This is a genomic window from Gordonia sp. p3-SID1431 (assembly GCF_025143765.1).
Taxonomy (GTDB): domain Bacteria; phylum Actinomycetota; class Actinomycetes; order Mycobacteriales; family Mycobacteriaceae; genus Gordonia; species Gordonia hongkongensis.
Genome location: NZ_JAMBDT010000025.1, coordinates 33,485 through 56,633, shown reverse-complemented (window position 1 = coordinate 56,633; position 23,149 = coordinate 33,485). Strand labels below are relative to the sequence as shown.

17 protein-coding genes and 1 pseudogene are annotated in these 23,149 nt (G+C 69.7%); 13 read left to right on the top strand and 5 right to left on the bottom strand.

All coding sequences use genetic code 11. The features are described from left to right. Positions 1 to 5 precede the first annotated feature (5 nt). Positions 6 to 689, bottom strand: a pseudogene (locus M4D77_RS08920) (hypothetical protein). 446 nt (positions 690 to 1,135) lie between these two features. Between M4D77_RS08920 and M4D77_RS08915 the strand changes: the two are divergent. From M4D77_RS08915 to ispF, 3 genes are read left to right on the top strand one after another with little or no spacing between them, the layout of a single operon-like run. Further along, on the top strand, positions 1,136 to 1,624 hold the full coding sequence (locus tag M4D77_RS08915; RefSeq protein WP_004020903.1) for a CarD family transcriptional regulator: 489 nt from the start codon (positions 1,136 to 1,138) through the stop codon (positions 1,622 to 1,624). A gap of 30 nt (positions 1,625 to 1,654) precedes the next feature. Next, on the top strand, positions 1,655 to 2,347 hold the full coding sequence (gene ispD / locus M4D77_RS08910; RefSeq protein ID WP_055475226.1) for a 2-C-methyl-D-erythritol 4-phosphate cytidylyltransferase: 693 nt from the start codon (positions 1,655 to 1,657) through the stop codon (positions 2,345 to 2,347). After that, on the top strand, positions 2,344 to 2,811 hold the full coding sequence (gene ispF, locus M4D77_RS08905; RefSeq protein ID WP_055475225.1) for a 2-C-methyl-D-erythritol 2,4-cyclodiphosphate synthase: 468 nt from the start codon (positions 2,344 to 2,346) through the stop codon (positions 2,809 to 2,811). The genes ispD and ispF overlap by 4 nt, the downstream gene beginning before the upstream one ends. On the opposite strand, the gene M4D77_RS08900 is transcribed toward ispF, so the two are convergent. Together M4D77_RS08900 and M4D77_RS08895 are read right to left on the bottom strand one after the other, a co-directional pair. Next, complete coding sequence (locus tag M4D77_RS08900; RefSeq protein WP_055475224.1) at positions 2,808 to 4,040, bottom strand: nucleotide disphospho-sugar-binding domain-containing protein; 1,233 nt, start codon at positions 4,038 to 4,040, stop codon at positions 2,808 to 2,810. The two genes, ispF and M4D77_RS08900, sit on opposite strands and share 4 nt — an antisense overlap. Continuing rightward, positions 4,037 to 5,395: a hypothetical protein gene (locus M4D77_RS08895; protein WP_055475223.1), complete on the bottom strand. Its 1,359-nt coding sequence runs from the start codon at positions 5,393 to 5,395 to the stop codon at positions 4,037 to 4,039. The genes M4D77_RS08900 and M4D77_RS08895 overlap by 4 nt, the downstream gene beginning before the upstream one ends. A 497-nt stretch (positions 5,396 to 5,892) precedes the next feature. Here M4D77_RS08895 and M4D77_RS08890 point away from each other — a divergent pair, with 497 nt between their 5' ends. The 5 genes from M4D77_RS08890 (at position 5,893) to rlmB (ending at position 12,600) form a co-directional block, all read left to right on the top strand. Next, positions 5,893 to 7,401, top strand: a complete 1,509-nt coding sequence (locus M4D77_RS08890; RefSeq protein ID WP_055475266.1) for a condensation domain-containing protein — start codon at positions 5,893 to 5,895, stop codon at positions 7,399 to 7,401. Further along, entirely contained in the window at positions 7,401 to 8,852 is a 1,452-nt protein-coding gene (locus tag M4D77_RS08885; RefSeq protein ID WP_259936034.1) for an acyltransferase, read from the top strand. Before M4D77_RS08890 ends, M4D77_RS08885 begins: the two co-directional genes overlap by 1 nt. Further along, positions 8,849 to 10,195: a condensation protein gene (locus tag M4D77_RS08880; protein WP_055475220.1), complete on the top strand. Its 1,347-nt coding sequence runs from the start codon at positions 8,849 to 8,851 to the stop codon at positions 10,193 to 10,195. Before M4D77_RS08885 ends, M4D77_RS08880 begins: the two co-directional genes overlap by 4 nt. A 63-nt stretch (positions 10,196 to 10,258) precedes the next feature. Next, on the top strand, positions 10,259 to 11,650 hold the full coding sequence (gene cysS / locus M4D77_RS08875; RefSeq protein WP_259936033.1) for a cysteine--tRNA ligase: 1,392 nt from the start codon (positions 10,259 to 10,261) through the stop codon (positions 11,648 to 11,650). Continuing rightward, the gene (gene rlmB / locus M4D77_RS08870; RefSeq protein ID WP_055475218.1) at positions 11,650 to 12,600 is read left to right on the top strand and encodes a 23S rRNA (guanosine(2251)-2'-O)-methyltransferase RlmB; all 951 of its coding nucleotides are present in this window, start codon (positions 11,650 to 11,652) and stop codon (positions 12,598 to 12,600) included. Before cysS ends, rlmB begins: the two co-directional genes overlap by 1 nt. Positions 12,601 to 12,620: 20 nt before the next feature. On the opposite strand, the gene M4D77_RS08865 is transcribed toward rlmB, so the two are convergent. Further along, positions 12,621 to 13,379 (bottom strand): LamB/YcsF family protein, encoded by a 759-nt coding sequence (locus M4D77_RS08865; protein ID WP_055475217.1) that lies wholly within the window; start codon positions 13,377 to 13,379, stop codon positions 12,621 to 12,623. A 98-nt stretch (positions 13,380 to 13,477) separates the two neighbouring features. On the opposite strand from M4D77_RS08865, the gene M4D77_RS08860 reads away from it, so the two are divergent. Beyond that, positions 13,478 to 15,025 (top strand): carboxylesterase/lipase family protein, encoded by a 1,548-nt coding sequence (locus M4D77_RS08860; RefSeq protein WP_259936032.1) that lies wholly within the window; start codon positions 13,478 to 13,480, stop codon positions 15,023 to 15,025. A 309-nt stretch (positions 15,026 to 15,334) separates the two neighbouring features. On the opposite strand, the gene M4D77_RS08855 is transcribed toward M4D77_RS08860, so the two are convergent. Continuing rightward, the gene (locus tag M4D77_RS08855; protein WP_259936031.1) at positions 15,335 to 16,138 is read right to left on the bottom strand and encodes an alpha/beta fold hydrolase; all 804 of its coding nucleotides are present in this window, start codon (positions 16,136 to 16,138) and stop codon (positions 15,335 to 15,337) included. A 220-nt stretch (positions 16,139 to 16,358) separates the two neighbouring features. On the opposite strand from M4D77_RS08855, the gene M4D77_RS08850 reads away from it, so the two are divergent. The 4 genes from M4D77_RS08850 to M4D77_RS08835 are packed head-to-tail and all read left to right on the top strand — an operon-like array spanning position 16,359 to position 23,144. Next, positions 16,359 to 18,320, top strand: coding sequence for an LPXTG cell wall anchor domain-containing protein (locus tag M4D77_RS08850; protein WP_211538463.1), 1,962 nt, complete (start codon positions 16,359 to 16,361; stop codon positions 18,318 to 18,320). Positions 18,321 to 18,325: 5 nt separating this feature from the next. Next, complete coding sequence (locus M4D77_RS08845) at positions 18,326 to 19,936, top strand: hypothetical protein (RefSeq protein WP_259936030.1); 1,611 nt, start codon at positions 18,326 to 18,328, stop codon at positions 19,934 to 19,936. Further along, positions 19,933 to 21,492: a glycosyltransferase gene (locus tag M4D77_RS08840; protein ID WP_068972197.1), complete on the top strand. Its 1,560-nt coding sequence runs from the start codon at positions 19,933 to 19,935 to the stop codon at positions 21,490 to 21,492. Before M4D77_RS08845 ends, M4D77_RS08840 begins: the two co-directional genes overlap by 4 nt. Beyond that, positions 21,489 to 23,144 (top strand): glycosyltransferase family 39 protein, encoded by a 1,656-nt coding sequence (locus M4D77_RS08835; RefSeq protein WP_259936029.1) that lies wholly within the window; start codon positions 21,489 to 21,491, stop codon positions 23,142 to 23,144. Before M4D77_RS08840 ends, M4D77_RS08835 begins: the two co-directional genes overlap by 4 nt. Positions 23,145 to 23,149 lie beyond the last annotated feature (5 nt).

Here is a 23,149-nt window from a genome sequence, read left to right as displayed (position 1 = left end):
GGTGGTCAGTGGCCGCCTTCGCCGTGACCCTCGCCGTCGGCGCCGTGTTCGCCGGTGCCGGCCCCGGAGCCCTCTTCGCCGTGGCCCTCGTCGCCGTGATGCTAGTTGTAGAAGGTCGGCTCGGCGTTACGTGCCACGTCCTGGCGCTCGAGCTCGGCGCCGCCGTCGACCGGGGCGTCGACGGTGGTCTGGCCGGCATCGACCCAGCGGCCGTCGGCCTCGCGCTTCTCGAACACGAACGTCAGCTCGGTCGTCAGACCCGCCGCGACCGTGTCACCGGTGTTGTCGAGCTCGACGCTGAGGCGCTTCTCGAACTCGGCGTTGGCGCCGACCGGGGTGCCGCCGCGCAGCGCCCCGTTGGGCGGGATGACGCGGTCATCGGCCTCAGCGCCCTCGATGAAGGTGACCTGCCCCTCCTCGGGGTTGATCCCCTTGAGGCGGTAGTAGACAAGCGGATCGGAGTTGGCGATGACGAACGCCAGCTCGAACGGTCCGCCGTCGCCGAAGACCGTCGATGCGTCGTTCTCGGGGTAGAGGATCTGCACGTCGCGGAGCTCGAGTTCGTCGTAGTTGACGTTCGCGCCGTTGATCGCGGGCAGCTGATTGGCGGTCTGCGAGATCTGACCCGCACCGCAGCCGGTGGTGCCGAGGGCGACGGCGATGCCGATCGCGGCAACCGCGGTCACCATGCGAGATGGCCGAACCGCCGACCGCCGCGCGGAAAGTGATAGCACTGACACCCGATCCTCCCAGGTCAAACGAAGCCGACATGCAGCGCGCGAAACCCTGCACTACGCAGCGTAGTGGGCGCGGTGCGGAAAAGTCCGGCCGGGTACCCGATTGGTCTGTCGCCGTCGCCGGCGCCACGGCCCCGCAGCGGTCGCCGGGTGGTCGTGCCCACGTCGTCCCAGGGGTCGGCGGGCGGTGCCGGGGAGCCCGGTCGACACCGTGGTGGGGCGTACCCCGCGCCAGGCCGACGGGGAGCTCCGGTGGGGTAGCGCACCCTCACCGCGCACCCCTCGCGACCTCGCAAGAGCCTGTCATGAAACCTGTTCACCGCGTTGACCTGCACCGTTGGGTGGGTGCCTCGGAACGCCCGTGCTAGACTGGCTTCACTCGAAAGGGGCAAGGAACATTGAATTTCAAAGTTGGCGACACCGTCGTTTACCCCCATCACGGTGCTGCCCGGGTCGAAGACATCGTGACCCGGACCATCAAGGGTGAGCAGATCGAATACCTTGTTCTCAAGGTTGCCGACGGTGACATGACCGTTCAGATTCCCTCGACGAAGCTCGAGTACGTGGGCGTTCGCGACGTCGTCGGGCAGGAAGGTCTCGATCAGGTCTTCCAGGTTCTGCGGGCCCCGCACACCGAGGAGCCGACCAACTGGGCGCGCCGGTTCAAGGCGAACCAGGAGAAGCTGATCTCGGGCGACATCATCAAGGTCGCCGAGATCGTCCGCGACCTCTGGCGTCGCGAACAGGATCGTGGGTTGTCGGCCGGTGAGAAGCGGATGCTGACCCGAGCCCGTCGCGTTCTGGTCGACGAGTTGTCACTCGCCCAGAACACCGACGACGAGAAGGCCACCAGCATGCTGGACGAGGTTCTCGCCGCCGCTTCCTGACCGCCGGTCGCACCTGGTTCAGGACTCTTCGTGACCCCTACGCCGGAGCTTTCCGGCGCAGAAGTCTGTGTCATCATCCCGGCCGCCGGGTCGGGAACCCGGCTCGGTGAGCCGGTGCCCAAGGCCTTCGTGGACGTGGGTGGACGGACGATCCTCGAGCGATGCGTCGACAACATCCCCGCCTCGCTGGGGGCGACCGTGGTCGTCGTGGTGCCCGCCGACCTCGTCGAGCGGGCATCGGCGTTGCTGACCGGCGTGCGCGTCGTCGCCGGTGGCGCTCACCGGTCGGATTCGGTGCGCGCCGGCATCGCCGCCGCCGGCCACGCCGGCATCCTGCTCGTGCACGACGCCGCGCGACCACTCACCCCCGCGCGGGTGTTCACCGACGTCGTCGCCGCGATCCGCGCCGGGCATCAGGCGGTCGTCCCCGCCGTTCCCGTCGTCGACACCCTCAAACAGGTCGAGCCCGGCCCGGCCGGTCTCGAACGCGTGACGCGGACCGTCGACCGCGAGGAGTTGCGCGCCGTACAGACCCCCCAGGGTTTCACCCGTGACGCCCTCCTCCGCGCGCACGCCGATGACGCCGGTATCGCGACCGACGACGCCGGCCTCGTCGAGACATGCGGAATCGATGTCCACCTCGTCCCCGGAGACCCGCTTGCCATGAAGATCACCACGCCCTGGGACCTGCGTATCGTGCGCGACATGGTCGGTGGGCGATGAGGGTCGGCATCGGTACCGATGCCCATCGCGTCGACGCGTCCGCCGAGTGCTGGATGGTCGGTCTGTATTTTCCCGACGAACCGGGGTGTGAAGGCCACTCCGACGGCGACGTCGGCGCCCACGCGCTGTGCGATGCGGTGCTGTCGGCGGCGGGTCTGGGTGACGTGGGTTCCGTGTTCGGCACCGGTCGCCCGGAGTGGGAGGGTGTCTCGGGAGTCCAGATGCTCTCGCACGTACGGACTCTCATCGAGGCCGACGGGCTCCGCGTGGTGAACGCGGCCGTACAGGTGGTGGGCAATCGGCCCAAGATCGGACCGCGCCGTGCGGAGGCGCAGCAGGTGCTGTCCGACGTGCTGGGCGGCCCGGTGTCGGTGTCGGCGACAACGACCGACGGCCTGGGCATGACCGGCCGCGGCGAGGGGATCGCCGCGGTGGCCACCGCGCTGCTGGACGCCGCGGGCTAACCCCCCGAGCTCAGCAGGATGTCGCAGGCCCGGCCGGTGGCCTCGGCCGGCGGGGTGAGACGCGCGGCGAGACCGGCCGCGCCCGCCGCCACCGCGGGATCGGTGAGGGGGGCCAGATCGTCCGGGCCGAACCGGGCGAGACGATTGCCCGCTCCGGCGCCGGCTCCGCGCAGGGCGGCCGCCCACATCGGCTGATCGGCGCTCAACCACGCGACCACCGACGGGATCCCGGCGCGCGCCACGGCCGCCGTGGTGCCGGCGCCACCGTGGTGAACGGCACCCCCGCACTGCGGCAACAGGAGCTCGTGGTCGACGGGCCCATCGATGTGCAGCAGCCGGTCGTGGTGTGGCAGCGGGTGTTCGGTGTGCCCGATGACGCGCAGGCCGCGGGCGAGCAGAGTGGACACGATGGCGGTGATCTGCTCGCTGCTGATCTTCATGCTGCCGAAACCGACATAGACGGGTGGTTCGCCTCCGCCGATCCAGTCCAGCGCGGCGGCCGTCGCGTCGTTCCCGGCCGCCATCGCACTCCGGGACGCTTTGTCGGGCAACAGGAATCCGACCAGCGGACGCTGCGCGCCCCACTCCTCGTCGAGACCGGGGAAGAGCGCGGCGTCGTAGGCCTGGATCTCCGGCACGCCCCGCGCGCGGAGTCGGCTTCCGAGTGGGCCTTTCGCGACCGGTAGGTCGAGTTCGTGGCGGAGTCGACGGTCCGCCCCGCGCACCGTCAGCCAATAGGTGCGGTCGGCGAGCAGCCACATCGCTCGCGAGACGGGCCGGGGGTAGCGGCGGTAGCGGACGTCGAGGCTCGCGTTGGGCCGCAGCGGACAGAAGTGCAACGGCACGAACGGGATTCCACGACTCTGTGCGATCGCCTCGCCGCGGTCCTGGGCGAGCGGACCGGTCACGAGCAGATCCGAGGAGTCGGCGAGCTCGCGCATCACGCGCTCGGAGGTCGCGCGCCCGTGTTCGGCGACCTCGCCGAGTGCACGCAGACGTACGCGCGGGTTCTTCGATTTGAGGCGTTCTTTCACCAGTGGGCTCGCGAGGAGCTCGGCGGTCGACGGTGCCAGCACCTCGGTCGGCAGACCCGTCGCGGCGGTCATGTCGACCAGATCCTCCGGTACGGCCAGACGTACCCCGTGTCCGCGCCGGGTGAGCTCGGCGCCGAGCGCGATCGCCGGCTGGATGTCACCCCGGCTGCCGTGGACCGCGAATGCGAACCTCATGCGCCCCAGGGCTTTCCCGAGATCCCCCAGGCGGCGAGCTCGTCGTCGACGAGGGACCGCAGGGACGCGGCGTCGGGGATGCGGACCGGGTCGAGGGAACTGACGCTGAACATCACGTGGCCGTCGTTGATCGCGAGCCAGCCGCTGACACCGCCTTTGCGGTCGCGCAACCGCACCGGGTCGCCGGTGGCGGTGATGGCCCGGATCGACAGTGCACCAGCGGTTCCGGTGCCGAGCGTCGCGAACTCGTCGGGGGCCTGGCCGACGTTCGACGCCAGGCACAGCGGTGTGGTCACCTTGGACGCCAGGCGCCGCGTGATCGACGGGCTCAGCGCCTGCAACACGACGGCTCGTTGCGCGACGGCGCCCGAGTTCGCGGCGAGTCTGCCGTAGGCGTCCTTGCATGCGGTGCGCACCGCGGTGAGGTCGTCGTAGCGCCCGGGGACGACCTCCACGAAAGCCGTTGCGCCCGAGCTGGCGTTGGCCCGCCGGTCGTCGAGCGTGCGGGAGGAGACCGGCAGCGAGACCGGGACGACGTCCCCCTCCGACACGCGGCCGCTGCGCTCGAGGATGCCGACCATCAGGGCGGCGAAGAGACTGTTGTCGGTGCCCCCGCGGGACTTCGCCGCCCCGGTGTAGTCCGCCTGCGGGATCAGGACCGTGACATTCGGCGCGGTCTCGGCGCCCGCGACGTCGGTGTCGGTGTCGGGTGTGGGCCGGCCGGTCACCCGCACGGGGGAGGGCGGCGGGGTGGACCGGCTCGCGCGCCAGATGCGCGCGGCGGTCGTGCCCGCGGTCCACAGCAGGTCCGCCGCATCGCGGACGTCGGAGACGAGGCCGGGTTCGGCGCCGGGCACGTAGTCGAGGCCGTGGATGGCCTCGATGACCGCGACCGCTCCGGTGCCGCCGTCGGCGATGACATGGGAGATGATCAGCGAGACCAGCACCGAGTCGTCGGCGGCCGCGCGGGCGACGACGAGCCGCCACGCCGGCCCGTTCTCGAAGTCGAGCGGGGCGTCCGCCTGTGCCCGCCCCCAGGCCTCCTCGTCGCCGGCCGGTACCGGTTCGGTCTGCACCGAGACCGCGCCTGCCTCCGGGGTGTACCGCCAGTACGCGCGGCCCGGTCCACGGTGTCGGGTGACGAGCCTGCTCAGGCGCCCATAACGCAACTTCTGGCCGAGTGCGGTGATGGTGTCGACGTCGACCGTGCCGGGGAACCGCCAGAGTGTCTGGTTCACGACGGGGAGGCCGAGGACGACGTCCATCCGGACGAACAGGTCGTCGTCGGCGGTCAGGCGGTCGACGGCCTCCGGTGCCGACGTGCGGTCGGGGCGGACCAGGGATGCAAAATTCATGCTTGCCTTGCCGTTGGTTGATCGGGTCAGGTGATTGCCGGTACGGACTCCGCACTCTTCACCGCAAGACGCGCACACTACCGGACGCCTCTCCGGGAAACACGAGAGGGAAACCGAGGTTCGGTAGGGGTTCTGACGATGAGATCTTTCACACCGAGTCAGGGACCAACGGGCGACTCCCGCGCGCCCAGCGGTCATTGCTACGGCAGAAAAGCGCTCCGGCGACCTCAAAACTAAGGGTCAGAGCCATACGAGCACGTTAGTCGGACCTACGGACGTTCGAGTTCGGGTTGTCGGCCGACTCTTGCCACCGCATAGCCTTCCATTCATTTTGCTCGCCAAACTATCAATCAAGGCGGATCCGGGTTACTGTCTTGACCGTTGATAAGGGCGTCCTAACCGCGTTGGTGCGATCGGCTGTGGTGTCTGGGTCTGCGGTGGTGTCGTTGAGGACGTCTACCGAGGTGCTCGAACGCGTGGCGAACACGGAGGAAGTTGTGGAATACACCGAGCTGACCGACTATTCGATGCCCGGCGGCACCGTCACCGCCTGGGAGCCGCAGGTCGACGCCACCGAGTGGCAGACGGACTCCCGACAGCTGTCCTACATGCACCTCGAACACGCCCGCCGGGCGGTCCGCGAGGGCTCGGAGTGGTACAGCCAGTGGATCGGCACCGCCTTCCGGATCGAGCATCCGCTCGACCGGGAAGCCCTCTCCCGCACCATCATCGCGTGGTATCGCCGGCACGAGGCATTCCGGACCTCGGTACGCGTCCACGAACCGGAGCATCCGCAGGGCGACCTGACCCGGATCACCATCTCGGCCGATTCGATCACCGTCCGCGAGCGCGACTTCGGGTCGGACCTGGCCGCCGACGAGGTCTCCGGCCTGGTCACCGACTACTTCAATCGCACGGTCACGCCGCTGAGCTGGCCGCACTGCATCGCCGTGACCGTGGAGCCGACCGGTGACGACACCGGGTTCCTGCTCGTGTTCGCGGCCGACCACACCGTGATGGACGCCTACACCCAGGTGTTCGCCATCCGCGAGCTCACCGCGCTCTACGCCGCCGAGGTGACCGGTGAACCCCACGCGCTGCACCAGTTCGGCAGCTACCTCGACTTCAGCGACGCCGAGCGTCGACTCGGTGAGCAGATCGACGCGAACAACGTCGCGGTCAGTCAGTGGCGGGACTTCTTCGACGACACCCCGACCGCCGTGCAGCCCGAACCCGTCCCGCGTTTCCCGCGGTTCGAGGTGCCGGCCGGGTCGCCGCGCACCATCGTGTCGGAACGCTTGCCGGACAACGGGTTCCAGGCGACCTTGTCGCACTGGCTGCTCGACGCCGCGGACACCAAGCGCTTCGACGCGGTGTGCAAGGGTGCCGGATCGTCGATGACGGCGGGGATCTACACCGCGCTGTCCATGACCTCGGCCGCGCTGTCGGGCAGTGCGGATCTGCGATTCATCGGCCCGGTGCACACCCGTAACGCCATCGAGTGGGGCGAAGCCGTCGGCTGGTTCGTCGGCATCATCCCCGTCGCGATCCGGCCCGGCCAGCCGGCGAAGTTCACCGACGCGCTGACGGCCGTGGCGGCGACCTCCGCGCAGTACAAGAGCGTGGGTGCGGCCCCGTTCGCGCCGGTGGCCGAACTCATCGGCGGCGACGTGACGCCGCCCGGCTTCGTGGTGTCCTACATCGACCTCCGTCATGCTGAGGGTGCGGCCGACTGGACACCTCGCCAGGCGCGCGTGCTGCGCAGCGCGACGCGCGACGCCGACGAGGTCTACTTCTGGATCAACCGGATTCCGACCGGGCTCAACGTGTCCGCGCGATTCCCCGCCGACGAGAACGCCGCCGCCGTCGAGGTCTTCCTCTCCACGTTCCGCGAGATCCTGACGACGATCGTCGCCGACGGTGACTGCGAGTACACCTACCGTGCGGTCGAATCCGTGCCGGCCGGAGCGCACACCGGAGGGTCGACGGCCGCACTCGGCAGCTGATGACCGGCGCCGTGCGGACCGTCTTCGCCACGCCCCGGTTCGGTGCGCCGGGCTCGGTGGTGGTCCCGCTGCGCGACCACCTGATCGGCGGTCGGACCGTCGAATGGGAACTGCGCGAAGCCGATCGAGTGGGCCGTGCCGCGCAGCAGTGGGGGAGCGGGGTCTCGTTCCTGCAGTCCGACCACCTGGCGACGATGGGCGACAAGCGGCGTCGCGGCGAGGTGCACACGGGATTCCTGCTCGCCGCCATGCGTTTCGACACCGTCCTCGACGAGGGTGCGATGGCCGCGGCGCTCACCGACTTCGTGCGTCGGCACGAAGAACTGCGCGCGCACTACCGCCCCGGACCGGACGGTCCCCAGCGGTGGGTGGCGCCGCCCGAGGAGTACGTGATCGAGGTCGCCGACACCGAATCCGTCATCGTGGCCGGGGCCGATCTCGGCACCTGGGTCGGGCGTCAGGCGTCGGAAAAGGCTCGCGCGGAACTGGTTCCGGGGTCCTGGTGGGCGGCGACCGTCGACGACGGCGGTTTCACCTTCTTCGTGGCCACGGATCACGCGCACGGCGACGGATATTCGTCGGTGCTCGCACTGACCGAGATCACCGCGCTCTACCGTGCACACTGCGCGGGGAGGACACCCACACCGCCGGCGCCGGGCGCGTTCGGCGAAGCCGTGCTCGCCGAACGGTCCGCGGCGGCCGCGCTCCCGCCCGACGACGAGCGGGTGGCGATGTGGCGAGAGGTGTTGCTGGCCAACGACGGTCGCGCACCGCGGTGCCCGCTCGACCTGGGCCTCACCGACGACGCCCCGGCCCCGGCGGTCGCGGTGGAGCAGTGGTTGCTCGATCCGGATGCGCTCGCGCGCTGCGACGCCCGACTGGACCGGACCGGCGAGGGATTCGCCGGTCTCCTGTACGCCACCCTGGCGGTGCGTCACCGCGAGATCACCGGGGAGTCGCGGTTCTTCGTCTCCACGGTGCTCGCCACCCGCGACGCCGGGACCGCGTGGACCCAGGGCTGGCTGTGCAACTTCGCCCCGATCGCAGTGGAGCTCCCCGCCGAGCCGACGCCCTTCGACGACGTGGTGCGCGCGGCCGGACGTAGCGTGCGCGCCGCGCGCCGCGCGAGTTCGGCGCCCGCACACGGGGTCCTGGCGTTGCTGGCCGCCGAAGGCGTCTTCCGGGGCCTGGACGGCAGCCCGTACATGGTGTCCTACACCGATCTGGCGCGACTACCGATCGGCGACGACCCGGCCCTGACGACGATGCAGACCTCGAGTGGCGTCGGCCCCACGCGCAACGCCAACCTGTGGTTCACGCGGACCCCCGCGGGCCTCGTCGTCCGGTGTCATCTCCCCGACAACGACGTGGCACGCACATCGGTCGCCGACCACCTCGCACGTGTCGGCGGCATCCTCGACGACTATGCGAGCGGGAGGCCCGAGCGGTGAAGCTCTCGAGTTCGGAGACCTGGGAGGTCGAGCCGGGGGAACTGATCCGATGGCTTCCGCTACCCGGCGGCTGCGCGGCGTCGTCGAGCGCGCCGGTGTCGGAGAACGAGCGATTCCACCTGGACTCGATCGCGCAGGGGCAACCCGGCTGGATCGCGCTCACGCTCGACTTCCCCGAGCGGCTCGAGCTCGCGCGCCTTGGCGAGGTGGTGTCCACCGTCATCGCGCGGCACGACGTCCTGCGCAGCCACTACGTGGCGACCGACACCGGATACCAGCGAGTGCTGCACGGCGGCGTCGACGTCAAGGAGGACTCGCACGAACCCGACGCCGGGCTCGGGCCCGCGGAGTTCGCGGCCGAACTGGCCGGACGGATCACCGCCACGTGCAACCCGTTCGAGCCGGTGCCGCACTTCCTGGCCGCCGTCCGCAGAGCGTCGAGCACGACCCTCGTCTGCGGGTTCGACCACTGCTACGTCGACGCGCGCTCGATGGCGCTGCTGTCCTCCGAGATCTGCGATCTGCTCGCCGGCGCGGCCCTCGCTCCCGCGGAGTCCGGGCTGGACGCGCTGCGTCGGGTCGCGGGCGACGAGGCGGCGGTGCCCCCCGACGACCCCCGACTGGGCGAGTGGGGACGATTCCTGGCCGCGACCGACTGGCAGGTCCCGGAGTTCCCCGTCGACCTCGGTGTCCCGGCGGGCGAATCCGTGGAGATGCGCACGATCGTCGAGACCCTGCTGCCGGGCGATACGGCGCGGGCGTTCAGTTCGGCGGTCCACCGACACGGCGGGCGGACGTACCCCGCGGTGCTCACCTGCGCGGCGATGGCCGTCAAGTCGCTCGGCGGGCCCGACGAGCTCGCCACCGTGGTGCCCACCGGCACCGGCGCGGGCCCCGGCTGTGTGGGCTGGTCGGTGGGCAACGCGCCCCTGCGGATCACCGGCGGCGACGATCTGTTCGGGGCGGCAGAGATCAACACGGCCCGGCTCGCCGCCGCCCTGCCGCTGGCCGAGATCGGGCTGACCCCGGTCTACCTCGCCTTCGGCAGCCGGCTCCGTCAGCGCCGGTCGGACGTCTTCATGATGTCCTACGTCGACTACACGCGACTGCCGAGTCCGCATCGGGGGGTACGGGCCGAACAGGTCTCCAGTGCCAAACCGACCGACACCGCGCAATGGTGGTTCTGGCGCGATGCGGACGGGATCCACGTCCGCGTGCGACATCCCGCCACCGAGCGGGCGGTCGCGGTCCTGTCCGCGACCATCGCGGAGATGAGGGCGACCGCCGCCGCCGTCGCCGCGGAGCCGGCCGGCCCGGTCGGCGTCCCCGGTGAGCGTGCGTGAGGTGCGCGCACCTGCGGCTCGGGCCGTCGGTGGCCAGGTCAGGGTCCGGTAGGATTGCCGGTCGTGACCCTGCGCCTGTATGACACCGACTCCCGAGAGGTGCGCGACTTCGTGCCGCTGCACCCAGGCCAGGCGTCGGTGTACCTGTGCGGGGCGACGGTCCAGGGAGTACCGCACATCGGACACGTCCGCAGCGGCATCGCCTTCGACATCCTGCGGCGCTGGCTGACGCACCAGGGCCTCGACGTGCTGTTCGTGCGCAACGTCACCGACATCGACGACAAGATCCTGCGGAAGGCCGCGGACGCGGGACGGCCGTGGTGGGAATGGGCGGCCACCCACGAGCGTGCGTTCGACGACGCCTACCGCGCGCTGGGGGTCCTGCCGCCGTCGGCCGAGCCGCGGGCCACGGGGTTCGTCACCCAGATGATCGAATACATGGAGCGACTGATCAGCCGCGGGCACGCCTACGTCGCCGACGGCAACGTGTACTTCGACGTCCTGAGCCTGCCGGAGTACGGGTCGCTGTCCGGACACCGGCTCGACGACGTGCATCAGGGCGAGAGCGCGGGGACCGGCAAACGCGATCCCCGCGACTTCACCCTGTGGAAGGCGGCCAAGCCCGACGAGCCGTCCTGGCCGACGCCCTGGGGCCCCGGCCGTCCCGGCTGGCACCTCGAGTGCTCGGCGATGGCCACCTCGCTGCTCGGCGCTGAGTTCGACATCCACTGCGGCGGGATGGATCTCATCTTCCCTCACCACGAGAACGAGATCGCGCAGGCACACGGTGCGGGAGATGCGTTCGCGCGCTACTGGTTACACAACGGCTGGGTCACCATGGGTGGCGAGAAGATGAGCAAGTCGCTGGGCAACGTGGTGTCGATCCCCGCGATGCTGCAACGGGTCCGGGCGGTCGAGCTCCGCTACTACCTCGGCAGCGCGCACTACCGGTCGATGCTGGAGTACTCGTCTGGCGCGCTCACCGAGGCCGCCGCCGGCTATCGGCGCGTCGAGTCGTTCGTGGCCCGGGTCGGCGCGCGCGTGGGCGAGGTGGTCGTCGGGGATGTCGACCCCGAATTCGCCGCCGCGCTCGACGACGACCTCGGCGTCCCGGCCGCACTCGCGGTCGTGCACAACGTGGTTCGGCAGGGCAACACCGCGTTGGAGTCCGGTGACGGAGCCGCCGCGCTGGCGGCGGCATCCACGGTCCGCGCGATGATGGGGATTCTGGGCGTCGACCCGCTGGACGACCGGTGGGCGGGTGCCGCCGACGAGTCGGCCACCACCTCCGCACTCGACGTGCTGGTACAGGCGGAATTGCAGCGACGCGCCGACGCGCGCGTCGCCAAGGACTGGGCGACCGCGGACGCGGTGCGGGATCGGCTGGCGCAGGCCGGTATCGAGGTCACCGACACCCCCGACGGTGCGCAATGGGCATTGAAGGGTGAGGCGTGATGGCAGGGAACTCCAAGCGCAGAGGCGCGATTCGCAAGGACGGCACCAAGAAGGGGCAGACCGTCGGCTCGGGTGGTCAGCGTCGCCGCGGCCTCGAGGCCCGTGGCGCGACACCGAAAGCAGTTGACCGGCCGTATCATCCGGCTCACAAGCGAGCCAAGGCGGCGTCGAAGTCGGCGGCCGGTCGCAGCGGGGCGCGGGCCCGGGACGAAGGTCCCGAGTATGTCCTCGGCCGCAATCCGGTTGTGGAATGCCTGCGCGCCGGCGTGCCGGCCACCGCGCTGTACATCGCCACCAACTCCGAGCCCGACGAGCGGGTCGCCGAGGCGGTGAAGATCGCCGGCGACTCGGCGATCTCCATCCTCGAGGTCGGCAAACCCGAACTCGATCGCCTGTCCACCAACGGAATGCACCAGGGCATCGCGCTGCAGGTGCCGGAGTTCGAGTACACCCACCCGGACGACCTGATGGCGGAGGCCAAGGCCAGCGGCACCCCGCCGCTGCTCGTCGCCCTCGACAACATCACCGATCCGCGCAACCTGGGCGCGGTGATCCGCTCGGTCGCGGCCTTCGGCGGGCACGGCGTGGTCATCCCCGCACGACGCAGCGCGAGCGTGACGGCCGTCGCCTGGCGGACCAGCGCCGGTGCCGCGGCGCGCCTGCCGGTCGCCCGCGCGACCAATCTGACTCGCACATTGAAGGATTGGGCCGACGCCGGGGCGCAACTGGTCGGTCTAGATGCAGACGGTGACGTCACCCTCGACGACTACGACGGCAGCGGCCCCACCGTGATCGTGGTCGGTTCGGAGGGCAAGGGGCTCTCCCGCCTCGTCCGCGAGAGCTGCGACTCGATCCTGTCCATTCCGATGGCCGGCGACGTCGAGAGCCTCAACGCCTCGGTCGCCGCGGGTGTGGTCCTCGCCGAGTTCGCCCGCCAGCGACGCGGCTAGGCAGCATCCCTCCCGGCCGGTCAGGCCGGTGGCGCGCCGATGACGATTCCGGCGGCGGTGAGTGCGTCGCGCACGGCCTGCGCGTGTCCGACCGCGCCCGGGGTGTCGCCATGGAGGCAGACCGATCCGGCGTCGACGTCGATCAGGGTTCCGTCGATCGCGCCGATCCGGCCCGTCGTGACGAGTTCGACCACCCGTCGCGCGATCTCGGCGCTGTCCGACAACACCGCGCCGTCGGTTCCGCGCGGCACGAGGGTGCCCTCCGGGGTGTAGGCGCGGTCGGCGAACGCCTCGGAGATGGTGTCGAGTCCCGCCCGTCGGGCGCGTGACAGCACCTCCGATCCCGGTAGCCCCATGACCGCCAATCCGGCGTCGACATCGCGGACCGCGGTGACCACGGCCTCGGCCTGCTGCTCGTGATGGACGATGGTGTTGTACAGCGCGCCATGCGGTTTGACGTAGGTGACGGCCCCGCCGACCGATCGGGCGAGGGCGTCGAGCGCGCCGATCTGGTACACCAGGTCGGCGACGAGGTCCGGAGTCGTCATCTCCATGAACCGGCGCCCGAAGCCGCTGCGATCGGGGTAGGACACCTGGGCGCCGATCCGGACCCCGGCGTCGACCGCGGCCCGGCAGGTGGCGAGCAACTGCGCGGGGGTGCCGGCGTGAAAGCCGCACGCCACGTTGGCGCTGGTGACGATCCCCAGCATCGCCGCGTCGTCGCCGATGCCTTCACCGAGGTCGGCGTTGAGGTCGATGCGTGCCGCGCCGGAACCCATGAGCGCATCGTAGTGGTGGCCGACCAGCGGGGACCGCCCGATCGGTGTGTGTGCGGCGGCGGGTAGACGAAGTCGTCGTTTCGTCTACGGTGGTGGGTATGGCATTACTCGACAGTAAGGTGACCATCCGTAACGGCGTGGTCGAGGGCGCCCGGGGGAAGCGGCTGCGCAAGGGGACCATCAGCTGGCGAGGCATCCCGTTCGCGGCACCGCCGGTGGCCCATCGCCGGTTCCGTGCACCGGAGCCCGCCCACGACTGGCCCGGCGTCCGCGACTGCACCAAGGTGGCCAAGGCGGCCATCCAGGAGAAGCGGTTCACGGCCATCGCACCGGGCAAGTTCGCGCCGATGGCCGAGGACTGCCTCACGCTGAACGTCTACTCGCCCGACGTCGCGTCGTCGACTCCGCGACCGGTGATGGTGTTCATCCACGGCGGTGCGTTCATCCTCGGCACGGCCGCCACCCCGCTCTACGACGGCGCCTTCCTCGCGCGTGCCCAGGACGTCGTCGTCGTCACCATCCAGTACCGGTTCGGTCCGTTCGGCTTCCTCGACCTCGGTCAGTTCGCCACCGAGGATCGTCCGTTCGACTCCAACGTCGGACTGCGTGACCAGATCGCGGCCCTGCAGTGGGTCCAGGACAACATCGAGGCGTTCGGCGGCGACGCGGAGAACGTCACGATCTTCGGCGAGAGCGCCGGCGGGTCGTCGGTGCTCTCGCTGCTGTCCGCCCCGTCGACGACCGGTCTCTATCACCAGGCCATCGCGCAGAGTCCCGCCCCGGAACTGATCGTCGAGCAGGACGCGGCGAAGATCTACGCGGACGAGTTCGTCCGGCTGTTGCGCGACCCGCAACGTCGGGCGACCTCTCTCGAACGGGACGAGCCGCCGGTCGACACGGTCCACGCCCAGCGTCTGCTCACCTCGCCCAACCCGGCGTTGCTGCTGGCGGCGGGGAACCGGCTGATGCGATTCGCCACCAAGACCGCCGGTGGTGCGATCCCGTTCGCGCCCGTCGTCGACGGCGATCTGCTGCCGCGGTCGCCGCTCGCCGCCGCCGCGGGTGGGCTCACGCAGCCGGTGCCGCTCGTGATCGGCAGCAACCGCGACGAGGGCAAGCTGTTCGCCAAACTCTGGAACGTCCTGCCCGACGCCGAACGCACCCTGATGCGCGTCGAGGACGAGGAGGTCCGGCGCGAGATCGCCTCGCACTACGAGGACGGGGACCGCGACCGCATCCGGCTGGCCGGCGACTCGATCTTCTGGGCACCGATGAGCGCCTTCGCCGACGGGCACAGCGCCGTCGCCCCGACCTACGTGTACCGCTACGACTACCAGACGAAGGTGCTCGAGGCCACGGGCTTCGGGGCCACGCACGCCACCGAGCTGTTCAGCGTGTTCGGTGCCTACCGGGCCCCGATGGGTGCCGGTCTCGCCCTTGCCGACTGGCCCGCCACCGGCCGGGTCACCAAGAACGTCCAGACCCGCTGGGGCGGGTTCGCCCGCACCGGCGACCCGGGTTTCGGCTGGCCCGCCTACACCACCGCCGACCGCAAGGTCCTCGTCCTCGACGACCCCGACCACGTCGAGGCCGACCCGGACACCCTGCGGCGCCAGGCGTGGTACCGGGTGCATTCGCCGGCCTAGGCGGCCGTCGTGCACAACGAGAGAACACTCCTCAGCATCCACATCTCTGCTCCCTGAGGTGCGAGCGAAGCGAGCCACGAAGGGCTTCGCAACGTGTCTCACCAGGCCCTTCGTGGCTCGTCGCTAACGCTCCTCACACCTCAGGGATCAAAGGGGCAATCGCTGACGCTCCTCACACCTCAGGGATCAAAGGGGCAATCGCTGACGCTCCTCACACCTCAGGGAGCAAAGGGCGCTATCGCTCCTCGCACCTCAGGGAGCAGAGGGTGCACCCCACAGACCAGCGGTTTGTTGTTCTTTCGGAGCGGGTCAGCCGAACTCCCAGACCGACGGGGGGGCGGCGGCCAGGAACGACAGGACGAGCGGGTTGAACAGCTCGGGCGATTCGACGGGCAGGATGTGGGTGCCCGGGATCACGGCCAGCCGGGCCGCCGGCAGCGTCCGCGACAGCTCGAGCGCGTGCTCGAGGCGGACGAGCCCGCGATCGCCGACCACCACCAGCGTCGGTACCTCGACGTGGGTGAATTCGCTGACCTCGCATTCCAGTTCGGCGGCGAGCATCCGGACCGCCTTGTCGAAGACTGTCTCGAAATGCTCGGGCCCGTCCGGTGACGTGGTGTCGTAGTAGATGCGCAGGTAGTCCATCGTCACCGGGTCGCGGCGAGACACCCGGGAGATGAACTCGTCGGCCATCCGGCCGGCACGGTTCAGGTATCCGCCGACGAACACCAGCCGATGGACGAGGTCCGGGCGGTCCCGGGCGACGAGCAGGGCGACGGTGCCGCCGTCGGCCCATCCCACCAGATTGGCCGGCCGGCGCACGACGGTCTCGAGATAGACGATCGTGCGTGCCACGATCCGGTCGAGGTGGAACTCGCCGGGGAGGTCGGGACTGTGACCGTGACCGGGCCGTTCGGGTACGAACACCTGCTGACCGGCGTCGAGGAAGGCGGGGATCTGCGTTCCCCACGTCGACGCCGACGCGAACAGCCCGTGGAGCAGGACCATCGGCGGGCCGTATGACTCGCCGGCGGTGAAGTGCCAGATCGTCGCGTCGGCGATGTCCACGTAGACGCCGCCGTCGACGCGTTCGCCGGCGTGAACCTGTCGCATCGCGCTCCCTCGAATCTCGCCGGACGTGTCGACCTGCAGGACATGGTCGCAGAGTCGGGTGCCGGTTCGGGGCATCGTTGGCGAATCGAGATGGCACGGATGACTCGCACCGGGCGGCCCACCGGTCCGATCGCGTGAAAATATGTGCCGAGCCGTGTCGTGGGATAGGTTCTCTTCGGGGCGCTAAGGGTCGGGACGGGGGTCACTCGAAGGGTGGCGAATGCACGTGTCCTGGAAAACCCGCGGCGAGTCGCGTTGTCGACGTAGCCGTGGGCCGGCGTTGTTGCTGGTGGGCCTGCTGTTGGCCGGCATCGCCTCGATCGGGGCGCCGTCGACACCGGCCGCGCAGGCGGCGCCGGGGGATCCGCCTGCGCCGCTGAACCTTCGCGATCTCGGTTCGTCGCCGACCATCGCGTTCCCGGGACAGCAGGGCGAGGTGAGTCTGTCCCTCGCGGTACCGCCGGATCTCGCCCCCACCGAATTGCGCGGCGTCACGCAGTATCCCGCTTTCGTCACCGGCGGCAACATCGACGTCCTGCAGGAAGGCCGGCTGATCTCGCGGACGCCGATCAATCCGGCTGTGAATTCGCCGATCTCGCTGTCGCTACGCGGCGTGCGGGTCGAACGCAACGCCGCCGACATCGTCCTGCGGACCTATCTGCGCACGGCCGGATCGTGTCTGTTCGACCCCGATTCGGGGTTGCGCATCCAGAACGCGACCGTCACATACGGTGGCCGGGAAGCCGCGCCGAACAGCGTCGCCGAGTTCCTGCCGCCGGTCCTGCGCAAGCTGACCATCTTCGTCCCCGACGACGTGCGGCCCGCCGAGGGCGCTGCGGCCGTGTCTCTCGCGACCGCCGTGATCGCGAATTACGGTGCGGCGACAGTGGAGATCGAGACGGACTCGCTGCCGCGCGGCGATGCCGCACCTGACGAGGAGATCGAACCGCTCGAGCGGCAGATCGTCATCAACTCGGCCCTGCCCGACGGACTCAGCCTGGGGCCGGGTGCAGGCTGGCCGGTGTTGCGGATCGGCGGCAGCGAGGACGACCTGGAGACCCAGGTCGAGTTCCTCACCTCTGATCTCTCGTCGATCGCCGTCAGCTCCGCGGCCGTGGCCGGACCGCCTTTTGCCGCACCGCAACTCGCGCCGGAGGTCACCACGCTCGCCGAACTGGGCGTGGGGGACCAGCGCGTCTCGGCGACCGGCTGGCCGACCATCTCGTTCGGGGTCGACCAGACGCGCCTGGGACGGCCGTCTCAGAACGTGCGAATGCAGCTGAAGGGCACCTACACCCCGATGGGCGGCCAGATCGCGGTGTCCGTCGGGGACCGGGTCATCGCCTCCTGGCCCGCCGACTCCTCCGGCAGCTACAACTCCTGGGTCGACATCCCCGCCGATCTGCTGACGCGTTTCACCGAGGTCACCGTCACCTACAACCACGGCGACGTCGGCGAGCAGTGTGGCGCGGGAGTGCGCAGTTCGCTGAGCCTGGACTCCTCCGGTGAGGTGCGATCCGAGGTCGCCGACCCACCGACACCATCCGGGTTCGCATCGTTGCCGCAGGCGTTGATGCCGCGGAACTCGTTGGCCTGGACCCGCGGTGACGTCGCCGACGTCGCCCGCGCGGTGGCGCTGATGTCGGGCCTGCAGCGACTGTCGGCGGTGCGTCTCGGAGTCGACGTCGTACCGCTCGACGACGCCATGTCGGCCTCGGCCCCCGCGGTCGTCATCGCCGCGGACGGCCAGGGATTGCCCGAGCTGTCGCTGCCGGTGACCGCCGACGGCGGCACGGTCTCGGTGCTCAATCCCGACGGCCGCCGCGCCGAGGTGCTGCTGTCGCCGACCGTGCGTTTCGGTTCGCTGCAGGTGGCCCGTGATGCCGGCCGGTCGGTGCTGGTCGCGACCTCGACGAACGACGCCGCTGATCTCGACGCCCTGCTCGACTGGCTGGCCGCCGATCCCGATCGCTGGCCGTCGCTGAACGGCGACGCCTTGTTGCAGGTGTCCGGCCAGGAGCCGGTGCTCGTGGTCGATGACGACGCGCAACAGCCGGAGTCGTCGACCGGCGACACGTCCTGGGTGGCGTTCGCGGTCGTCGGGGTCGGCAGCGTGGTGGTTGCGGCCGTCGCGGCGACCCTCATCCTGCGCCGTCGACGGCAACGGACCGCCGAGAGCTGACCGGCGTGCCCGAGGCTCCCGCGACGACCACGGCCCAGAACCCGGAACCGTCGACCCCGGATCCGGGGTCGGCCGGCACGACGAGTGCGGTCACCACACTCGTCGGGATCGTCACGCGCCGCAAACCCGAGACGCCGCACCCCGCATTCGTCGATCACCCGGAGTGGCTGGTGGCGGCCAGATGGTTGTTCCTGATCGGGTGCACGGCCCTGGGGTTCTGGAACACCATCGTCGCGATCGTCGACGAGTTGATGGCGCAGACGCTCATCCTCTACGTCCCGGTGCTGGTCGTCCTCGCGCTGATCGCCGTCATCGGGGTGTCGTGGCGCACCGTCGACGAACTGCCGATCTACGACCGGCAGACCGACGTCATCGTCGGCATCGTGGCGCTGATCCTCGCGCTGGCGATGAAGTATCTGGTCAACCCGCGCTATGCGCGCGCGTACCTCACCACCCACATGGATCTGCTCGCCCTGTGGTTGTTCGTCTTCGGCGCCGCGGTTCTGCTCTTCGGGCTGCGTCCGGTCGCCCGCTACCGGTGGGTGTGGCTGCTGTTGGTGCTCATCTTCCCGCCGCCGGTCCGCGCCGTCGTGCTGATCATGGGTGGGACGTCGCTCGCCGCCGGTTTCGTGGTGGTGCTGATGGCCGTCGCCGCGACCGCGATCGCGGTGGGTCGGACCTGGCGCCGAAAATTGGTCGCGGCGCTGCTGGCCGGTGCGGTGGGCCTGGTCGCGCTGTTCGTGCTCGACGCGCTCGGCGCGCCCCGGAACATCGTCGTGCCCTATCCGGGCCTGATCGCGGCCCTCGCGACGTCGGCCTACATGCTGGTCGACTATCGGCGGCGCGGCGGCCGGCAGTGGTCGCCGCCCGAGGCCGGCCAGATCAGTCCGCCGAAAGTCCCGTTCGTGGGCCGGCCGGGTCTGGTGGTGCTGCTCGTGGCGGTCCTGCTGGCGCTGTGCCCCACCCCGCCGGTGGGTAGCAACTACCAGAGCAATCGCTATCCGCAGCTCGGTATCGGTGAGCCGCTCGTGGTCCCGGTCGGCTGGCGGCAGGAGTCCCTGGGTGTCTACGGGTGGGTGTCACGCCTCTACGGGCCGGGGTCCGTGCTGATCCGCCAGGTCCTGGTGCAGACCCGCGGCAACCGCGCCTACGACAAGTTCGCGCGTCCCCGGCGGGTGGTCGTCGACAGCGTCGACAGCAGGCGGCCACTCGTCCTCGACGTCTACCCGGACATCTTCCGCTACGACCTGTCCAGCGAACGCACGAGCCTTCCGATCGAGGTGAACCTGTCGAACGGGGTCCGGGGTCGGGTGTGGAGTGTCGTCGACGACGAGCGCTACCTGACCTACACGGTGCTGTCCTGGCGGTGGAACAACGGCAACCGCACCCAGCAGGTCATGCTGTGGGCGGTCGACAACCACGAGCCCGAGGCCTACTTCCCGGAGCCGCGCATCACGATCCTCGCGAACATGAACTCGCTGATGACGATCCTCCTGCGGGGCAACTCGGTCCTGCTGGACACCGACCCGCAACTCAAGGACGAGGCCCTGCTCATCGGCTTGGCCGGGGAGCTCATCCGGGCCCAGCTCGGGGCCGCTCGGGGGGCCGGTGCATGAGCATCGACGAGGCCGGCCCCGGGCACGCCGCAGCCGCCGACAAGCCGGGGGTCGCGCGCAGCACGAGACCGACGCGTCCGGTGGCCGAACTGCTCGCCGACCCGGACTACCGGGCGCAGGCCCTCGAAGACGCCGTCAACCGTCTCCGCAACGCCGACGAGGACATGTCGGCCTCGGTGGCCTTCAGCCGGATTCAGAAGATCATCGGGTTCACGCTGCTCGGCATCATCGCCGTCGCGATGGTGATCGAACCGGTCGGGACCTGCGCCACCCTGGTCTCGATCGCCACGATCGGATACGTGGTGACCCTCGCCGACCGCCTGGTGATCTTCCGGCGGGGACTGGTCAACGGTGCCATCCGCGTCTCCGACGAGGACGCCCGGTCCATCCCCGACGACGAGTTGCCCGCCTACACCGTGTTCGTCCCGGCCTACGGCGAGCCGGAGGTGGTGGGTCAACTGGTGGCCGCGATGGAGACGATCGAGTACCCACGGGACAAGCTCCAGGTCCTGCTGCTGCTGGAAGAGGACGACGAGCCGACGATCGAGGCGGCGCGCGGGGTGGAGGAGAACGGGATCGTCACGGTCGTCCTGACACCCCCGGCGCAGCCGCGGACCAAACCGAAGGCCTGCAACTACGGCATGCACTTCGCCACCGGCGACATCGTCACCATCTTCGACGCCGAGGACAAACCCGACCCGCTGCAGCTGCGTCGGGCGGTGTACGTGCTGAACAACTCCGGCGACGACTCGGTGGTCTGCGTGCAGGGCAAGCTCAGCTTCCACAACGTGCGCGACAACATGCTGACCGAGTGGTTCACGGCCGACTACGGCATCTGGTTCGGCTTCCTGCTGCCGGGCATGATGGTCAGTCGCGCGCCGATCCCGTTGGGCGGCACGTCGAATCACTTCCGGCGCGATGTCCTCGACACGATCGGCGCCTGGGACCCCTACAACGTGACCGAGGACGCCGACCTCGGGGTCCGCATCGCCGACCACGGATACCGCACCCTGGTGCTCGACTCGGTCACGATGGAAGAGGCCAATGTCGATGCCATCAACTGGGTCCGCCAGCGTTCCCGTTGGTACAAGGGCTACATGCAGACGTGGCTCGTCCACATGCGGCACCCGGTCAAGCTCTGGCACATCCTCGGGCCCGTCGCGTTCGTGCGCTTCACGCTGCTGATCGCCGGGACCCCGGTGATCGCCTGCCTGAACATGGTGTTCTGGCTGATCCTGGCGCTGTGGATCGGCGGACAGCCACCGGTCGTCGCCGAGCTGTTCCCCGGACCCATCTACTACCTGTCGCTGATCTCGCTGCTGCTGGGCAACGGGGCAGCGCTGTACATGAACCTCGTCGCGATCCGCGAGGACGATCGCAGCGAACTGCTCGGTTCGGCCCTTCTCATCCCCCTGTACTGGCTGATGATGAGTGTCGCCGCCATCAAGGGCATGTGGCAGATCCTGGTCAATCCGTCGTACTGGGAGAAGACCTTTCACGGTCTGTCGACGAGCAGTTCGCCGGACACCGATCCCGACGGGCAGGAGCCGACGTGACCCGCCGTGTCCCGGCCTCGGTGCTCATCTTCCTCGCGACGTGGATCCCGTACCTCGTCATCGGGGTCTACCTCGTCAGCGAGGTGCAGCTGTTCTTCGGCGACGCGCTCTCGAGGGTGCAGTCGGCACAGAGCGTGCTGTTCAGTCGGACACCGCATCTCGCGGCGATCGGATTCATCTTCACCCCGCTGACCGCCATCGTCCAGCTGCCGCTGACCGCGCTCACCCCGTGGATCCCGGAGATGACGACGCAGGCGCTCTCGGCGGTGATCATGTCGTCGGCGTTCATGGCCGGATCGGTGGTGCAGGCGTCGGGGATCGCGCGCGACCAGGGCCTGCGTCCGCTCGTGGCAGGCACTTTCACGATCTTCTACGCGATCAATCCGATGATCGTCCTCTATGCCGCGAACGGGATGAGCGAGGCGCCGTACCTCTTCTTCTTGGCCTGGGCCACCCGTCGTCTGATCCGGTGGGTCTCCTCAGACGACGTCCACGAGCTCGTGGTGGCCGGGATCGCGCTCGGCCTGTCCTATTTCACCCGCTACGACGGCGGTGCCGCCGCATTGGCCGCGGCCTTCGTGGTCGGATGGGTGACCTACACACGCCGCGACCGCCGAAAACGGGTGTCGCGCACGCTCCTCGACATCACCCTGGTGGTGGCGCCCAGCGCCCTGGCCTTCCTCGCCTGGGCGGCGGCGGGCTGGCTCATCACGGGTGACGCGTTCGCGCAGTTCACCTCTGAATACGGCAACGCCGCGATCATCGCGCAGTCCGGCGGTAGCGGGTCGTCGACGACCGGGGATGCGATCGGGTTCTCCCTCACCGAGATCTTCATCCTCGCGCCACTGCTTCCGATACTCATTCTCGGAGTCATCGGGGTCCGTGCCCGACGTCATCGGCTTGCGGCGATGTTGCCCGCACTGCTGATCGTGGCCGTGCTGGCGTTTCAGGTCTTCGGTTACTCACGCGGTTCGACGTTCGGCTTTCTTCGGTTCTACATGACCGTGGTCCTGCTCGCCGCGGTCATCGCCCTGTTGTCTGTGCCCCTACGGCAGCAGGTTCCGATGCGTCGCGAGGGCAGGCATTCGGACATTCTGCCGCCCCGCCCCTATGCCTCGCGTTGGAGTAACAAGATCGCCGCGACGATCGTGATCGTCGTGGTCGCCACCGCGATCCCGGTCACCGCCGCCGGGATGACGTCACCCAAGTACGCGCCGCAGGAGTTCGCACTCGGATCGGTGGTCGATCCGCGCCCGGACTCGGTGGACCAGAAGTACCTCGGCGAGCAGCGCATCGTGCGGTCGTTCTCCACCGAGCGGGCGCTGGCGCAGTATCTCGACGGTCTGGACCTGCCCGACGGCGCGGTGTTGTGCGACACCGTGTACGGCTTCGCGGTGGTGGTCCAGTCCGAGCGGCCGCGCCAGTTCGTCATCCCGTCGGATCGCGACTTCGCGCAGCTGCTCAACGACCCGGTCGGCGGCGGTGTGCGCTACTTCCTCACCGTCCCACCGGAAGGTCGGGGACTCTCCGACGCGGTCAACCAGCGGTATCCGACCATCTACGAGAACGGCGCCCAGATCGGGGTTCTCGTCCTCGAGGCGCGCAACCAGGGCGCGGATCTGCCGGACTGGCGGCTGTATCAGCTGGTGTGAGCCCG

Excerpts from the sequence above, each read along its gene's own strand:
- M4D77_RS08885 (WP_259936034.1), top strand. The coding sequence starts at position 7,401 with ATGACCGGCGCCGTGCGGACCGTCTTCGCCACGCCCCGGTTCGGTGCG.
- M4D77_RS08895 (WP_055475223.1), bottom strand. The coding sequence starts at position 5,395 with ATGAATTTTGCATCCCTGGTCCGCCCCGACCGCACGTCGGCACCGGAG.
- M4D77_RS08860 (WP_259936032.1), top strand. The coding sequence starts at position 13,478 with ATGGCATTACTCGACAGTAAGGTGACCATCCGTAACGGCGTGGTCGAG.
- M4D77_RS08900 (WP_055475224.1), bottom strand. The coding sequence starts at position 4,040 with ATGAGGTTCGCATTCGCGGTCCACGGCAGCCGGGGTGACATCCAGCCG.
- M4D77_RS08865 (WP_055475217.1), bottom strand. The coding sequence starts at position 13,379 with ATGGGTTCCGGCGCGGCACGCATCGACCTCAACGCCGACCTCGGTGAA.
- M4D77_RS08855 (WP_259936031.1), bottom strand. The coding sequence starts at position 16,138 with ATGCGACAGGTTCACGCCGGCGAACGCGTCGACGGCGGCGTCTACGTG.
- M4D77_RS08850 (WP_211538463.1), top strand. The coding sequence starts at position 16,359 with ATGCACGTGTCCTGGAAAACCCGCGGCGAGTCGCGTTGTCGACGTAGC.
- ispF (WP_055475225.1), top strand. The coding sequence starts at position 2,344 with ATGAGGGTCGGCATCGGTACCGATGCCCATCGCGTCGACGCGTCCGCC.
- M4D77_RS08840 (WP_068972197.1), top strand. The coding sequence starts at position 19,933 with ATGAGCATCGACGAGGCCGGCCCCGGGCACGCCGCAGCCGCCGACAAG.
- rlmB (WP_055475218.1), top strand. The coding sequence starts at position 11,650 with ATGGCAGGGAACTCCAAGCGCAGAGGCGCGATTCGCAAGGACGGCACC.